The organism is Candidatus Thiodiazotropha sp. AKAK3, from assembly GCF_058244645.1.
This window is the reverse complement of the sequence record NZ_JBSYOQ010000003.1, coordinates 13,212-28,928: the sequence shown is the minus strand read 5'-3', so window position 1 is coordinate 28,928 and position 15,717 is coordinate 13,212. Positions and strand designations below refer to the sequence as shown.

At 48.3% G+C, this 15,717-nt stretch carries 16 protein-coding genes; 11 read left to right on the top strand and 5 right to left on the bottom strand.

What is annotated here, in order from left to right; genetic code table 11:
* Positions 1-546 precede the first annotated feature (546 nt).
* From AC4IE7_RS00300 to AC4IE7_RS00285, 4 genes are all read left to right on the top strand, one after another.
* Positions 547-696, top strand: a complete 150-nt coding sequence (locus AC4IE7_RS00300) for a type II toxin-antitoxin system RelE/ParE family toxin (RefSeq protein ID WP_490774798.1) — start codon at positions 547-549, stop codon at positions 694-696.
* Positions 693-968, top strand: a complete 276-nt coding sequence (locus AC4IE7_RS00295; protein ID WP_490774796.1) for a helix-turn-helix domain-containing protein — start codon at positions 693-695, stop codon at positions 966-968. Before AC4IE7_RS00300 ends, AC4IE7_RS00295 begins: the two co-directional genes overlap by 4 nt.
* A 470-nt stretch (positions 969-1,438) precedes the next feature.
* Entirely contained in the window at positions 1,439-2,428 is a 990-nt protein-coding gene (locus AC4IE7_RS00290) for a GGDEF domain-containing protein (RefSeq protein ID WP_490774795.1), read from the top strand.
* Positions 2,429-2,531: 103 nt separating this feature from the next.
* Positions 2,532-2,669 (top strand): hypothetical protein, encoded by a 138-nt coding sequence (locus tag AC4IE7_RS00285; RefSeq protein ID WP_490774794.1) that lies wholly within the window; start codon positions 2,532-2,534, stop codon positions 2,667-2,669.
* 150 nt (positions 2,670-2,819) lie between these two features.
* Here AC4IE7_RS00285 and AC4IE7_RS00280 read toward each other — a convergent pair whose 3' ends face one another.
* Positions 2,820-3,497: a hypothetical protein gene (locus AC4IE7_RS00280; RefSeq protein ID WP_490774793.1), complete on the bottom strand. Its 678-nt coding sequence runs from the start codon at positions 3,495-3,497 to the stop codon at positions 2,820-2,822.
* 905 nt (positions 3,498-4,402) lie between these two features.
* On the opposite strand from AC4IE7_RS00280, the gene AC4IE7_RS00275 reads away from it, so the two are divergent.
* The 3 genes from AC4IE7_RS00275 (at position 4,403) to AC4IE7_RS00265 (ending at position 7,410) form a co-directional block, all read left to right on the top strand.
* Positions 4,403-4,612, top strand: coding sequence for a hypothetical protein (locus AC4IE7_RS00275; protein WP_490774792.1), 210 nt, complete (start codon positions 4,403-4,405; stop codon positions 4,610-4,612).
* 103 nt (positions 4,613-4,715) lie between these two features.
* Positions 4,716-5,738: a porin gene (locus AC4IE7_RS00270; protein ID WP_490774791.1), complete on the top strand. Its 1,023-nt coding sequence runs from the start codon at positions 4,716-4,718 to the stop codon at positions 5,736-5,738.
* Between the two features lie 103 nt (positions 5,739-5,841).
* The gene (locus tag AC4IE7_RS00265; RefSeq protein ID WP_490774797.1) at positions 5,842-7,410 is read left to right on the top strand and encodes a BCCT family transporter; all 1,569 of its coding nucleotides are present in this window, start codon (positions 5,842-5,844) and stop codon (positions 7,408-7,410) included.
* A gap of 723 nt (positions 7,411-8,133) precedes the next feature.
* Here the strand turns inward: AC4IE7_RS00265 and AC4IE7_RS00260 are convergent.
* Positions 8,134-8,907, bottom strand: a complete 774-nt coding sequence (locus AC4IE7_RS00260; protein WP_490774790.1) for a PEP-CTERM sorting domain-containing protein — start codon at positions 8,905-8,907, stop codon at positions 8,134-8,136.
* A gap of 443 nt (positions 8,908-9,350) precedes the next feature.
* Positions 9,351-9,968 (bottom strand): TetR/AcrR family transcriptional regulator, encoded by a 618-nt coding sequence (locus AC4IE7_RS00255; RefSeq protein ID WP_490774789.1) that lies wholly within the window; start codon positions 9,966-9,968, stop codon positions 9,351-9,353.
* A gap of 248 nt (positions 9,969-10,216) precedes the next feature.
* Between AC4IE7_RS00255 and AC4IE7_RS00250 the strand changes: the two genes are divergently transcribed.
* From AC4IE7_RS00250 to AC4IE7_RS00235, 4 genes are all read left to right on the top strand, one after another.
* On the top strand, positions 10,217-11,308 hold the full coding sequence (locus AC4IE7_RS00250; RefSeq protein WP_490774788.1) for a class I SAM-dependent methyltransferase: 1,092 nt from the start codon (positions 10,217-10,219) through the stop codon (positions 11,306-11,308).
* A 124-nt stretch (positions 11,309-11,432) separates the two neighbouring features.
* Complete coding sequence (locus tag AC4IE7_RS00245; protein WP_490774787.1) at positions 11,433-11,642, top strand: hypothetical protein; 210 nt, start codon at positions 11,433-11,435, stop codon at positions 11,640-11,642.
* Positions 11,643-11,718: 76 nt separating this feature from the next.
* Entirely contained in the window at positions 11,719-11,934 is a 216-nt protein-coding gene (locus AC4IE7_RS00240) for a formylglycine-generating enzyme family protein (RefSeq protein ID WP_490774786.1), read from the top strand.
* A 278-nt stretch (positions 11,935-12,212) separates the two neighbouring features.
* Positions 12,213-14,189 (top strand): alpha-amylase family glycosyl hydrolase, encoded by a 1,977-nt coding sequence (locus AC4IE7_RS00235; protein WP_490774785.1) that lies wholly within the window; start codon positions 12,213-12,215, stop codon positions 14,187-14,189.
* A gap of 57 nt (positions 14,190-14,246) precedes the next feature.
* Here the strand turns inward: AC4IE7_RS00235 and AC4IE7_RS00230 are convergent, their stop codons facing one another.
* A complete protein-coding gene (locus AC4IE7_RS00230; RefSeq protein ID WP_490774784.1) occupies positions 14,247-14,486 on the bottom strand; it encodes a hypothetical protein in 240 nt (79 codons plus the stop codon).
* 127 nt (positions 14,487-14,613) lie between these two features.
* Positions 14,614-15,642 carry a PKD domain-containing protein gene (locus tag AC4IE7_RS00225; protein WP_490774783.1) on the bottom strand — a complete coding sequence of 343 codons (1,029 nt, stop codon included), beginning with the start codon at positions 15,640-15,642 and terminating at the stop codon, positions 14,614-14,616.
* Positions 15,643-15,717 lie beyond the last annotated feature (75 nt).

The following is a 15,717-nucleotide window of genomic DNA, read 5'->3' as shown; positions in this document are numbered from 1 at the left end:
CTCAGGCGTTAGTGAAATATGCATAATGGCCTCCGAGGGTAGATGCTTTCATATAGAATGCTAGGTAGAAATACAAAGATTGTCAAACTTTGTATTTATATGAGTCGGGTTGAAATCAGAGGGGCTGTGTGGCGGTGCTAATCAGAAATTTTTTCGACCATTTAGAAGGATTTTCTGAGCATGGTGTTTTTCATGGTATAGATCATGGTATCGCTGTGCTCAGGATCAGTACAGCGATCCAATACCATGTCATGTGCGTCGAGCTGTTCATGGTATTTGTAATCGAGTACATCTCGACCGACGTCCGATCTGTCAAAATATATAAAACTTTATATAAATATAAAATTTTATATAATTTCGCTTATGAAAGACGTGCGCTTTGTGGGCAGTTCATTGGTCGATCTCAGGCATTTCCCGGCAGGCGCACGTCGCGAAGCAGGTTTTGAGCTCAGTAATGTCCAGGCCGGGTTGCAGCCAAGTGACTGGAAGCCCATGAATACCGTTGGTGCTGGGGCGGTTGAAATCCGGATTTAGGACAAGGATGGTATTTACCGGGTGATCTATGTCGCTCGATTCGAAGAGGCGATTTACGTATTGCATGCTTTTCAAAAGAAGACACAGAAAACACGCAAGGCGGATATAGAACTGGCGAAAGCCAGGTACAAGGCGTTGGCAGAACAGAGGAAACAGCAATGACGATTTCAAAAGGTTACCGCAATGTGTTTGAGGCGCTGGAGGATGATCCGGCGATGGCGCAGAACCTGAAGATTCGTTCAGAATTGATGATTACACTGCGTCAGTATATCGAGGATGCAGAGCTCGGTCAGAAAGAAGCTGCAGAGGTGTTTGGTGTTCACCAGCCAAGAATCAGTGATCTGATGCGTGGCAAGATTGACAAGTTTACTATCGACAAACTGGTCAATATGCTGGCTCGGATTGGAAAAACCATGAAGATAAAGGCTGCATAGATGTGCCGGAAACGGTAAGGGATCTGATGCTGGTTTTGAAAAATATCTCTCACGTTTTCAGCGCTTTCTGAGCATGGTATTTTTCATGGTATTACCGTTTAGCAGGAAAATAAGCAATTAAATATAAAAGATAAAAAAGGCTTATTTACAATCGAGTGGGAGTGACCGGTACTGGCAGGCAACAGCAGGTCCCAGAGTCCGAACCTGTCGTTTGGAGGGGGCGGAGTCGAGCGCGAATCACCTCGAAAAAACTTAAGTGCATCTTTCTAGCAGGCCAATCCGTTCTCGATCTGACACCGACCCTGGAGATACGATCCATATCATCAAGAAACAGATATTTGCGTCTCTGTTAGGGAGTATCTCAAATTTGTTATTAGTAAAATCTTGTTGCGTATGATTGATTGAGGCGTCGTTAAAATAAAATGTTATTATCGCAAAAACGTTTTATTAATCAGGGGTTCATCAGATTTATGGATGATTTAGACTCGAGGCATCAAACTGATTTTCATCTTAAATCGACATTCTGGCTTTCTGTTACCGCCGGAGCCCTGATATTGCCTTTTGCTATTTATCACCTGACTCATCAACACGGGGGAATTGGTATAGGGGCCGCGATTACCTCATTGAGTCTTTACCTAGTTGCCTGGGGCTGTCATAGAAAAACATATAAAACCATTTATACGTTTATCTGGCTGACCCCTTTTACAACTTTTTTTGTAGCTTATCTAACGGATAAAGTGGGAATAACCGGCACCTATTGGTGTTATTCAACAGTGGTGTTGTATTACTTTATGATGTCAGAGCGTCAGGCATGGATATCTAATATTCTATTTGCACTGGTTAATATTCCACTAGTGTGGCACCTTTTTGAGACACATGAAGCCATCAGATTCTCCGTAACATTCTCATTGGTCAGTGCGTATTCGGCTATTTTTCTTCATGTAGTAGCCAGGCAATATAATGAACTGCAAAAACAGGCGATTACAGACAAGCTAACAGATTTGTACAATAGAACACTTCTTATAGACTCTTTGGAGCAGGCGATAAGTCAAGCTAGTCGAACAAATACTCCATTCACACTAATCATCATGGATATTGATCATTTCAAGAAGATTAATGATGAGCTAGGCCATGAGATTGGCGATCACGTCCTTATGCAGCTGGGGGTGTTCTTAAAGGATTTTCTTCGAGACAGTGACAAAGCATTCAGAATCGGCGGAGAAGAGTTTTTGATTCTGCTCTACAATACCGATGAAACCAATAGCATCAACATGGTAGAAAAAATGCGAAAGGGTATTGAAAATCTTTCATTAATACCCGGTCGTACGATAACAGTTAGTATTGGAGTGGCCGGCCTGGGTTCAATAAGAGACTGGAAGCATTGGATGAATATCTGCGACAAGAATCTATATGAGGCCAAGAGTAGCGGCCGCAACAGGGTAGTTGTTTGTAAAGCGTAGGAGGAGATAGTAAGGAGGCAGGTCTTTGATTGGTGAATCCTGCTAATTTAGGTTTTACAAAACGTCTAATCAGTACCAGGTAAGGGGGTACCCCATAGCCCGAATGTTAAGACTGGAATTTGCCGTAGCGCTTTACAACATCACCTCATGCGGAGAACGCATGGAATCCATTTTAGAAGATGATGAGGATAATCAGCAGTTTCCTCTATTGCTGGATAAGGGTTGTGGTACCTATAACTAGGCATGCCATGCTGACTGTCAGATGAGTAATCACTAACATCTGTTTGTCGAAACTCCAGATGCCAACCAAACAAGCTGGATTGTGGAGGGGGCATGGTTTCTAGCAGAGTAAAGGCTAGAGAGGCGTTCTTAAATTTAACTTAATACGTTATTAACGCCGTCGATTCTGCCTATTCCTTTTCACATACAAGACAGATACTACGATTATAAAAATACTCCCAAGAAGAATCCACGGCCAAGGGCACCAGGGAAAACAGACAAGCACCAATTCTCTGAAACGATCACATATCCAACATTGCAATATTCCACGATACTCTTGCCACTCGCCAGTTATATTTGAGGACGTGTAATCGAAGTTTGGCAAAAGCAGTGTGTCCATTCTGACAGTCTCGGCAGAGATCCTCACAACGTTGTCATGAACGTTTTGACCGGGGGCATTTGGGACCGGTTGATAAAAGACCCAGTAATCATATTGCTCATTACTTTGTGAATTTCTAGCGTAAAAAGAGGCGATGGTTTTTCGGTCAGACGACAATGTCACAGCAACATCTACAAAATGATCATGTAAATCGCTAAATATGATTGGATCAACTTGCGGTATGTAATCACCCCCGATGATTCGGAAAGAATCAATATCACTGCTCGTTGCCTGCCCTGCCTGAGTGGCTGAATCACTCAACTTAATTTCAGCTAAAAATGGTTTATGCTTGGTTTGTAATACTCCGCCCGTTACAACAAATTGATATGTCGTTGAGGCTTGTGTGGAATTCGCAAAAAGAACAACCAGAACAATCAGGATCAGTTTAGAAAGCAATTTTGAACAGATCATCGTATGAATATCCCTATCTTTTCCCCAGTTGCCCCTGAACCCAGGATCACCAAGCTCTTGCAAGTAGTGGCTAGGTCGAAACAACTTCCTTAATCATCTATGTGATGAAAGCATGGCTGTCATTATTAGTAGTATAAACTATAAACTGGACTCCCATTGTTAGAGTAGAGCTGTAGGAACTAAAAAGGAATAATCCGGGACACCCAACATTTAAAACTATAATAACCCTTATAAATTAATAGCATATCTTTTGGTGTCGCTAGTTTGTGGTTTACTGACGGCTTGCGAATAGTTGCGTTAAAAGAATGTTACGTTCTGGCTGTATTTAACGGGTGTCCCCAAATGATTACCGAATTTTTTTTGAAAAAGCATCGTAAAGCAGAGAGCCGCGGTTAGAAAAAACTTACAACTCATCAGTATCTTAAATAGGTGGGGAGAGAAACTCCCCTCTCCCCTTGCAGGATAGGGGTGAATAAACACCCTATTTTCCCAAACAATCAGCAGGATAAATATGAACGATCAGTGCGGTTTTTCTCTTTCAATCACATGAAACGCTTCGCGTACACCCTCTCCCCAACCCCTCTCCCGAAAAGGGAGAGGGGCTTTCAGAGTTGTTCTGAGAAGGTTGAAAGTTAATGGGGCAGCAGTGGGTACTGACCCCTTTTCTCTTTTCTTCCCAATGAGCAGTGAAAATAACCTAGTAGCACAATTATTGTTATACGTATCACTTGCTTATCTTATGTTTTAACTTCATCTAAATGATACAGAAAGCACCAAACCAGTTTGCAATCATCCAGCGCCACCGGCATAATCTACCCCTATCAACTCTCGTCACGAGCAACTTTAAATTGTCGTGACATCCAATGCACCGCAACGGTGCTGTCTACATATACCCGGTTATTACTATGTATCGGCTAGATGCAAGATCGACTATGGTCGGTCTTCGCTTACATCGCACGCTGAGTGCAATATTGGATTCGCGCAAGCACGCGACGCAGGGGGGGCCGCACATTCGCCCCAACTACCTTCCCCAGTTCTGTGGACAATCCCGCACCACTATCCGCGCACGCCATTATGCCTCACTGATCGGCCGTCTTTGTGTCGGTGGTAACTGACCACCTAAAGAACCACTCTATCCATCTTTTAGTGCATAGAGGTTATTAAGCCAATCGCTTCATCCTTCAATGCATTTTCATAAGAAATTCAAGGTATTGATGTATGTATAAACAAAAAAGGTATCGTTTAGCGTCCGTTTTGGCAGCATTCGCCTTCGCCCTGGTTGGCGAAGCCCAGGCACTGGAGTTCGATTTCTACGGCTCTTTACGTTTCCATGCCGAGGCGGTCAATCCCGATGACGACGCCAGCCTCGACTCCTACACCGGTTGGCGTGATGCCTATTCCCGTCTCGGCTTTAATGCCACCCATGTAGTGAACGATAAGATAACCGCCTACGGTAAACTCGAGTTGCCCCTGGATGTGCCGAACAAGGCGGTGCAGGACCCCTGGGATCAGGAGGAGGATATTCGCGTTGGCAAGATTGGTATCAAAGGTGACTTCGGTAACGTCTCCATCGGCCAGATGTGGATGCCCTACTACAACGCCATCGCCTACCCGGTAGACATGTTTAGTAGCTACTACAGTGGTTTCGCCACCTATACCACTTTCCGCAAGGGCGATACTATCGCCTACTACTCGCCCAGCTTTAGCGGCCTCACAGGTTCCCTCGGCTACAGCCTGGACAATGGTGCAGCCAAGGCCAATGGCAATCAGGACGATCGTCTGCAGGCCACCCTTAGCTACAGCCAGGGCAGCTTGACCGTCTCCGGCGGTTTCGACGATCTGGGTGGTAGCGAGGATCAGGTCATCCTAGGTACCTCTCTTATGTGGCAGGCTACTGACGACCTCTACATCGGCGCCAAGTACGAGCAGTTCAGCAGCGACATCAACACAGGCTACGGGGAAGATGGCGACCATGCGATGAACCTTTATGCCGGATATACCCTGGGCAAGAACACCTTCAAGGCCATGCTAGCTGACGTGGATCAATATGGGGAAACCATCATCCATCTCGGCTGGGACCACCAGTACCAGAGTGACCTCAAGTTTTTCGTCGAGTTCTACAGCGAAGACGAAACTGCAGCCATCACCGAAGAGTATGGCGGCATGAACGAAACCTGCTGGAGCTGCGACGGCGGACAGGTGATCGCCGCCGGTCTGCGCTTCGATTTCAAGGCTCCCTGACCATTAAGTGTCACCAGGATCTGCTCTGGGTAGATCCTGGGTTCTACAGCCAGTACTTCCTGCCAAAGAGTGGGAACCCGCAACCCTGACACAGGAGTCATTTATGCCAGATCGCTACGATACAGATTATGAGATAGGACAGGACAACATACGAAACTGGGGCATGGATTTCCACAACCCTGTCTTCATCATCTCCGCTCTGCTGGTACTGATGTTCGTCATCGGCACCCTGTTATTTCCCAGCGAAGCAAAACAGGGCTTCGACAGCTCCAAAGCCTGGTCGATCAACAACTTCGACTGGCTTTTTCTGGTCGCTGGAAACATCTTCGTTATCTTCTGCTTGATGCTGATCGTTCTACCTGTAGGCCGCATACGGCTTGGTGGCGTCGATGCCAAGCCTGAGTTCTCAACGATATCCTGGTTCGCCATGCTATTCGCTGCTGGTATGGGCATAGGTCTGATGTTCTGGAGTGTGGCAGAACCAGTCGCCTACTACACCGATTGGTGGGGCACACCGCTGAATGCCGCCAAGGGCACCCCTGAAGCAGCCGAAATGGCTATGGGCGCCACCATGTTCCACTGGGGGCTGCACCCTTGGGCCATCTACGCAGTAGTGGCGCTTTCGCTGGCCTTCTTTACCTATAATAAGGGACTTCCACTGACCATCCGCTCGGCCTTCTTCCCATTTATCAAAGATCGCTCCTGGGGTTGGTTCGGTCATGTGATTGATATCATCGCCGTTATGGCCACCATCTTTGGACTCGCCACCTCCTTGGGCTTTGGTGCTCAGCAGGCAGCTGGTGGTCTCAACTATCTTTTTGATATCCCTAACAGCATCAATACCCAGATCGCCATCATCATTGGTGTCACCTCGGTCGCTATAGTTTCAGTGGTGCGCGGTCTAGACGGAGGTGTCAAGATTCTCAGTAACTTCAACATGGCACTGGCCCTTCTTCTATTGCTTTTCGTCATCATCATGGGCGCAGGAATGGGCTTCTTCGGCAACCTCTACGACACCGCCGGCGCTTATGTGAAGAACATCATCCCCCTGAGCAACTGGATGGGTCGGGAAGATGAGAAGTTCTACCACGGTTGGACTGTCTTCTATTGGGCCTGGTGGATCTCATGGTCACCCTTTGTCGGCATGTTCATCGCCCGCGTCTCCAAGGGTCGTACAGTGCGCGAATTCCTCATCGCTGTGTTGCTGGTGCCCACGATTATCACCATGATATGGATGACCGCCTTCGGCGGTAGTGCTCTGGACCAGATTCAGGCTAACGTGGGACAGCTGACCGGAGGCATCAGTGATGTTTCGTTGGCGATGTTCCATATGCTCGAGAACATCCCGCTGACCACCTTCTCCTCCATTGTCGGTATCGTGCTGGTGTTGGTCTTCTTTGTCACCTCTTCCGATTCCGGCTCTCTGGTCATCGACAGCATCACCGCTGGCGGCAAGCTGGACGCCCCGGTACCCCAGCGCATCTTCTGGGCTGCTATGGAGGGCTTGATCGCCGGCGCTCTGCTGTTCGGCGGCGGTGCTGACGCCCTAGGCGCGCTGCAGGCTGCAGCAATCAGTGTTGGCCTGCCCTTCACGCTGGTACTGCTGGCCATGTGTGTCGCGCTCTACATGGGACTCAAACACGAAGAGCGATTCGTTCTCAACAGCAAGTAGCGTAGATCAATTTGAGCTGCTACGGAGGGCTCACGGAACCGGTCCCCAAACGGGGGCCGCTATCCTACCGAGAGTGAAATAATCCGGGACATCCAACATTTAAAACTAAAATAACCTATATCGTTTGGAGGGGTCGGAGTCGAGAGCACCCATAGCGCGAATCACCTCGAAAAAACTCAAGTGCATCTCTCTAGCAGGGTAATCCGTTCTCGATTCGACTCCGCCCCCGGAGTTCTGGGGTGTCCCCGAATGATTCTTGATAGAAACACGACCGGGCTTGATTCGGATACGCGAAGCCGCGAAACGGAACCCTCGGCTGCAATTCAACCACAGGCCGCTACTGCTGGATCTGGGAGAAAAAGGTGTTTGTTCTTCCTATACGCCACACCTTATTCACTACAATGCGGAAGAGGTACTACGAATATAGTGTACTTTTAACTTGAATTATAATTCTCTAAACGGATCGAGATATCAATACTTTAGAATATAAAAATGACAGGATAATTGTATCTCTGGCCTGTCTTTTAAAAATCATATTGTTAGGGATTTCAAGCCTGCCCTTGCTCGGTGTTGCGGCTCTTGACAAGAGAACAACCATTGCCTGCGAGCTGCGCCCCGAAGGAAGTGCCCTTGGGGTGCGCCTTGATCAAGGGCAGGCTTGAAACCCTAGAGACGACATACTTAGTCGCCGAGTTAATAGTAAGTATTAGTAAACTTTTTCTTTTATCCCTTACGAGAAGCGCGAGAAAGAGAGCGCATAGAGGCAAGACCGATAAATCCCAGTGAAAACAGTAGGAGTGTACTGGGCTCAGGTACATCAGTTGTACGACTTGTTACCAAAACATTATCAAGATTCACATTGACCGAAGGATCCAAACCAGTTCCACCAAGTGCAGGAGCTAGAGAAAACCGAAAGGATTCGATATCTTCACCGCTTGTGGAGAAAGAACGAGTCCCCATCAATCCATTGTTAAGCCAAAACGACATCGATCCGACAGCCAGATCATACTCTAATGTTACGTGGTAGCTTGTAGTGTCGGCAAAACTGCCCCCATTGATTGGTTGAACAAAGGGTGCCCAGTATTGAACTCCTCCGGTTCCGCCATTGAAGGATAAATTTCTCACTTGAGGCGTGTCTGCAAGTAAGGTAAAGGCATAGTTGGATTCGTTTAAGTTAGATGAGAAAAAGTCAAAATTGATTTGATAGTTGTCATACCCTTGCCCCATATTCAACCGAATCTGTTCGTAGGTTGATGTGTTTGCATTGAAATGAAGAGATGGGTCAGAAAGACCTGCGAATGTACTTTCAACTGTTGGTGTACCAAAATTGATACGACTTATCTGATCGCTGGCGCTGCCTATTGATGGTGCTGACCCAACAGTGTGTGTTGGTGACGAGAAATCGATGTCGTAATGTGTGATGAGCGCCGCCTCTGAAACGAGAGGGATTAAAAGCAGACTTCCAGCCACTGTTATCGACTCTATTAACTTTTTCAACTTATTATCCTCTTACTACACTTCCAAAAAACCTTTTCTATGAATTGGAAACTACAGCAGCCAACACGTAAAATAGACGCTTCAGTGGGTGACTTAGTCCTATGGAATAAACACCATTGGTTAGGTTTAAGAATATCAATTACGAATAAAACTACTGTAAAAACCAGATCCCTAATTAAACATCGATATATACGCAATTAACATACCACCATTGGTTATCTAATATAATCAGGTGGTTATAATCTGACAGCATGAATTCGTGTAAAGAATATCGACAAATAGTGAATTTAATTCACATAATGGAGAGCACACTTCGGCCTGTCTTTTAAAAATCATATTGTTAGGGATTTCAAGCCTGCCCTTGCAGGTTTGGGTACGAAGGCGGGCGGTCCAGTGGCTAGGTTCACTCCATCAATGACTGGCGATCGATTCGGATCAAAGAATCAGTCTGCTTTCTGGAACAACAGCTCCAGGTAATTTCGGCATTGAATCAGTTGCTCCGAGGCCAGTTTGGGCTCGTTCATGATCTTCGCGAGGATGAATGCACCCTCGAAGGTGGTGAGTACATGATCGGCGGCCTGCGATGATTCAACTGGGATGCGCGGGGGGTACTGTTCGGCAACGGTATCGATCAGTTTGCTTAATTGCTGGCGCCAGTAACGAGTCATCGTTTCCATCGTGCCGAGTATGTCGCGCGAGATCGCGCCGCTCTGGTAGCAGTAGGATGCGTACAGGCAGCCGGGAAACGGCTCTTCGAGCTGTTCGGTCATCTCGATAAATAATCCGACAAAGATCAACAGTTGCTGTAACGGATCGCGAGATAGCTGCTGGGCCTTATTCATATAGGCCGTGAAGTGATCCCGGTCCTCGCTGGCATAACGTTCGAGTAGCGTTTCGGCGAGCTCGTGCTTGGTCTTGAAGTGATAGAAGAAGGTACTCTTGGTCACGTCAGCCTGCTCAATGACCTTTTCCACCGAGGTACCAGATAGTCCGACGCTCAACACCATTTGCTGGGCGACATCCATGATTTTATTGCGCGTCAGGTTTCCATCTTTAGGCATGTTAAGTGTTCGGTGGCTATTTATCGTGGTAACAAATCATACCAAACCGCTTTGTTTTTGTACCGCCAGTCAGAATAAACAGGCAACAGCTGGCATTATTATCGATGAAACAGGCGGGTAAAAATAATATTCATAATAATCAATGAGTTAAAATTACAAAATAATTTTCGATTCGATAGTGACGCCATAACTTTCCGGTCGCTAGACTTTCCTCTATCAATCAACCATCCCAAACGGAGGAGAAAACCATGTGTAACGCCTGTATCCCAATGCTTAATGAATCCCTGTCGGTAGACGATTTTGCCGACCAGTTACTCGGCATGTTGAACCAGGGCGCCATGTCGCTGATGGTTTCGATCGGACACCGCACCGGTTTGTATGATCTGCTGGACGAGCTCAGCTGGGCCACATCTGAACAAATCGCCGCACGGGGCGCGTTAGACGAACGATATGTACGCGAATGGCTCGCGGCAATGGTCAGCGCCGGGATCGTGCAATACCAGCCAACCAGCGAGACATACCTGCTACCTGACAGCCACGCTGAATTGCTGTGCCGCCGGTCCGCACCGGACAATATTGCAGTGTTCGCCCAGTATATCGGCATGCTCGGCAAGGTCGAGGACCAGGTCATCGAGTGTTTTCGTCACGGGGGTGGGGTCGGTTATGAACAGTTCCCCAATTTTCACGGAATCATGGCAGAGGATAGTGGTCAGACCGTGCTTGCCGCGCTCGACGAACACATCCTGCCACTGGTCGATGGTGTGGAACAGCGACTGGAGCGGGGTATCCGTGTGCTCGATGTCGGCTGTGGGCGAGCCTGTGCTTTGCTGCACCTGGCACAACGCTTTCCGCGATCTGAGTTTCATGGTTATGACCTGTCACAGAAAGCTCTCCAAGACGCGCGCGAGCAAGCCTGCGAAAGGGGCCTTGAGAATATCTTTTTCGAGCAACGTGATCTGACCCATTTCAACCGTGATGTCAGTCTCGAACTGTTCGACCTGGTGACCGCGTTCGATGCCATCCATGACCAGGCCGCACCGCAAAACGTGCTCGATGGAATTTTCCGTACGCTGAAGTCTGGTGGCCAGTTCCTGATGCAGGATATCCGTGCCTCAAGCCATCTGGAAAACAACGCCGATCATCCTATCGGTCCATTGCTTTATACCCTGTCGACGATGCATTGCATGACAGTTTCGCTAGCACAGGGCGGGGCCGGACTTGGTACCATGTGGGGTGAGGAAAAGGCAGTTGAAATGCTGCACCTGGCAGGGTTTGACCAGGTCGAAGTCAACCAGCTCGACCATGATTTTCAGAACAACTTTTATGTCATGCAGAAGTGAAAGGCAAAGGGGCGAGAATTTTTTCAATCTCCCGTCCCGTGCTCTTTAGGTATAAAAAGGAGTCCCAAAAATGAACATTTCTGAAGCCTGAAAAAGTGATTGTCGTGCCAATGCCGAACTCGCGATGATCGCGGGTGAGGGGATACCCGCATACTTCTGGGAGCAGTCTCGGCAGGAAGGCGAAGAGTTATACGACGTAGGTGCACGCAACGCGGCATCTGAAGATGAAAACTTCTCTTACCGCAATGCCTGGTTGGCGAAGATCGACGACAAGATCACAGGAATGCTCCTGGCTTATCGCCTGCTGGAGCCCAGCCATCCGGCTGCGCTCTAGTCTCGCTACAGGTGTTTGACGGGAACACCGGAGCCATGCGCCTGTACGAACGATTGAGGGCATTATTCTCTTTCAAATGATGTCTGACCTGATTGCTCATGATGATTACCAGAATGCGTCGTCCGGTGGCTCGGCCTGGCTTGAGAGCGACAAGGGTGATTGTAATCTGCGGATGCTCCGTGGCGGTTCCTGGGGCGTCAGACCGAGGTACCTACGGTCCGCGAACCGCGGCTGGATCGACCCGGACGAATGGTACAACGACCTGGGATTTCGTCTCGCCCAGGACCCATAACTCTTTATACTCTTTTCTTTTACCCTTTGGGGATCCAGGGTGCGTAACCACTTGGTCGAAAGACAGACAAGTTCACTGCTGTCATGTCAGATGAATTCAACATCGATATTAGAATTTCTTCCAAACAATTTTTAGCATAGGTTCCCACGCTCCTGTGAAGGTAGATAAGGAGCGTGGAAATGAGATCGCGGGCTTTTATTCAGTCATTAAGGGGCTACACTCTCAGACAACGGATCGATAACTAAACTTATAAACACCACTTGGGATGAAGGGATAACATGCCAAACCATAACGACAACCACGAATCAGGAATAGCCTCCCACCTACGCATACCTGCACCACCCGGCAGCCAGCTCGAGCTGCGTTTTGCCGATATCCTGCAGCGGGACTGTTACGACCCTCATACCTGGCGTCGTGAAACCCTGACTGCGGTGGTGGGTGAACCGGGCTGGTTCGAGATCGATCTCGACACCCTGGGCCTGGTGGACGGCGACTACGAGTATGAGTTCATCAAGGACGGCGCGGTCGACAACCCCATCGCCGACCCCTATGCGGTCCATATCAACCGCTTTGGCGGCTATCGCGGGATCTTTCAGATTCGCAATGGCCGGCGTTGGCAGCAACCGTTCAGCTGGGAGGATGAGTTCACCCCGGGGAACGAGTTGAAGAACAACCACAAGCTGGTGATCTACGAGATGCCCATGCGCTGGATGGAGAGTGCGCCGGAGAAGGCACGCCAGGTGGGGCTCGGCACCTTCGAGAAGGTGGTGTTTGCCCATCTCGACCGGCTCAAGACCCTGGGCATCAATGCCATCGAGCTGCTGCCGGTGCAGGATTCCCCGGATACTCTCAACTGGGGTTACGGAACCCGCTTCTTCTTCGCTCCTGACATCGATATGGGGCTGCCGGTGGAGCTCAAGTTCTTCGTCAAGCAGTGCCATCGGCGGGGGATACGGGTGATCTTCGATGTGGTGATGAACCACGCTCGCAACTGTCCCTTAGCGCAGCTCGACTACACTCGCTTCTTCCTTTCCAACGAGGATGAGGAGCGCGCCCATCGGGGTGAGGATTATGGCGCAAAACTGTTTCGTTACTGGCCTGATCAACAGGGTCTAATGCCGACCTGGGATTTTCAGCTACGCATGGCCGAGTACCTGATCACCGAGTATCACGCCGATGGCTTCAGGATCGATGAGTTCAAGGGCATCAACCACTGGGAGTTCATCCAGCGGTTTCGCGATCATGCCTGGCATGTCCATCAGCAGGCCTTTCCCGACAGGCCCTTTCTCGTTATCGCCGAGGACTCCTGGCGGCGGGCTGTGATCACCCATCAACGGCCACAAAATCCTAACGGCCGCAAGGTCACCGACTCGATGTGGAATTTCGCCTTTCGCGATGAGTTGCGTCGCACCTTTTCCGGTGATCTGCATACGGCATGGGGAGAGCCCTCGCGGCGGGAGCGTATGCGCTGGATGGTTACTGGCAGCCAGACCTGGAATGACTGGAATCGTCAGGCCGAGCCCGGTTTTTATGATCTCTCCCAGGCGGTCAACTACCTGACATCCCACGATGTGGAGAACGATGACGAAAAGCGCATCATGAATTATCTTTTAGCGCCGCTATTGGATGAGCGTGGTTATCGCGGTACGGTGGACGATATCCGTTGGGTCACCGATCATCTGGAGAGAGGCGCCGACGATCTGCAACGCTTCCTCCACGGCCTGGCTCTGGAGCGCCTGCGTAGCGCCTTCTGCCTGTTACTGACATCAGTGGGCATACCGATGATCCTGGCCGGTGATGAGTTTGGCGATGTGCATGACCTTGACCATCACAATTGGCGCATGAAGATGTCCGATCCGGTGGACTGGCAGCGCCTCGATGCCTCCCCCAATAACCAGGATTTGTGGAACAAGGTCGCAGAGTTGATTGCGCTGCGCACCGAACATCCGGCACTGACCCGCAATGAAACGGCGTTTATCCATTTCCATAACGATTTCGATCACAACCAGGGAGCCAAGGTGTTTGTCTACTGTCGCACCCGTGGGGTCCCACTGGGCGCTGATAACCAAGTTGTTGTGGTCGGCAACATCGGGCCGCACGCTTTTACCGGTTATAACCTCTCTTGGTATTGGATGGATCTGGACTCAGTGAAGGAGATCGCGCCGCCACAACAGCGTGAACGTTTGGAACAGAATGATGCGGGCTCAGTGCGGTTGTCATTGGCCCCTTATCAAGTCAGGGTGTTTGTTACCTGATAGGCTGATGGAATATACAGGGTTTGCTATCTGAGAGTAATCCGAGACACCCAACAGTTAAAACTCAAATAATCCATATAAATTAATAGCTTTTCTTTTGGTGTGGTTTATTGACTGCTTGCGAATAGTTTCGGAAAAAATATGTTCCGTTACAGCTGTATTTGTTGGGTGTCCCCAATGTTTTCCCCAATGTTTTACAATGTTATTAGCAGTTGGAATTGTGCGGTGCTGTTGCATGGCTGCACTAAATATCAGGGACTTAGTCAGGCCATCAGTCAGCAGAATGATATCTGCCATCTGTTCGGATGCCTCGATCTCCATATCACTATATTATAAAGTTTGTCATCATCATCGTTACGATGAGAAGCAGAATAGTTGTAAAAGAACCACCTGTTTCTCATCGTAAGAAGTTAAAAATACCCGGTCACATTTCCAAACTGTAGCTAGCGAAATCTGTTTTATTATCTTCAGGTGCAAATGAATAGCCCGACTTATTAACCCCGGTCACAGTTAACGTATAGGTACCAGGAGTGTTGGCAGGTATTTTAAAATTTGCCTTGTTTTTGCTCTTGTTATTACTGGATTGAGTGACAGTTGAACCATCCGGGAGCGTCCATATCGCCTCTACAACCGCATCGTAGACAGGTTCTCCGTTTTCATCCTTTAGTTGCACGACTCCTGTGACGAGATTTTTATTATCTCTGTATTTCATGGAAATTTGATCGACTGAGAGACATTGATTCAAACAATCAACACTCCCAGGTGGTGAAGGGGCAAGTATCTTGATATTGACTGAACTGTTTGTTGATGCGCCTGAATTATCTGTCACAGTAAGTGTGGCGGTGTATCCACCACTCACAGTATAAGTATGACTGATGTTAGGTTCTGTGGAGATCACACCATCGCCAAAATTCCATTCGTAACTAACTATTCCACCATCTGGGTCGAAAGAACCAGCTGAATTGAAATCAATCATTGACGGTGCAACACCGGATGTGGTGTTGGTATTTATGATCGCAACAGGTATTTGATTACTTGCGCCAGCAACATTGAGACTGGCAAGCGCACTTCCACCCGTTGTGGTATCAAAGGTATAACCAACTTTAATAACATCTATGACTTCCAAAGTGTACACGCCTGGTGCTCCACCCGTGTAGAGTCTGAACTCAGCACGCAGTCGCGTACCGATACGTGCATATTGCAGAACAGTTGACCCATCTGGGCGTGTCCAGAGACCGTGTACGGTGGATGACCTGGCAGCGCCAGCAGTACCTAATTCATCAATTAATTTAACTGTTCCGCTTATTGAAGTACCTAGATTAGTCAGGTTGTTACTGTAAATTGACAAACAATTACTTGTGCAATTCGCAGAATAAGCCGTGTTAATGCCCATACTCATGGACATGAAAATAATCAACAATAAATAGTGCTTCATTTTGTATAATAGAGTCATTTTAAACCTCATGTATGCACAAGAAATATGTAGCGGATTTCAGTTTAAAACGAATATCCGAATGAACAGGTAGAC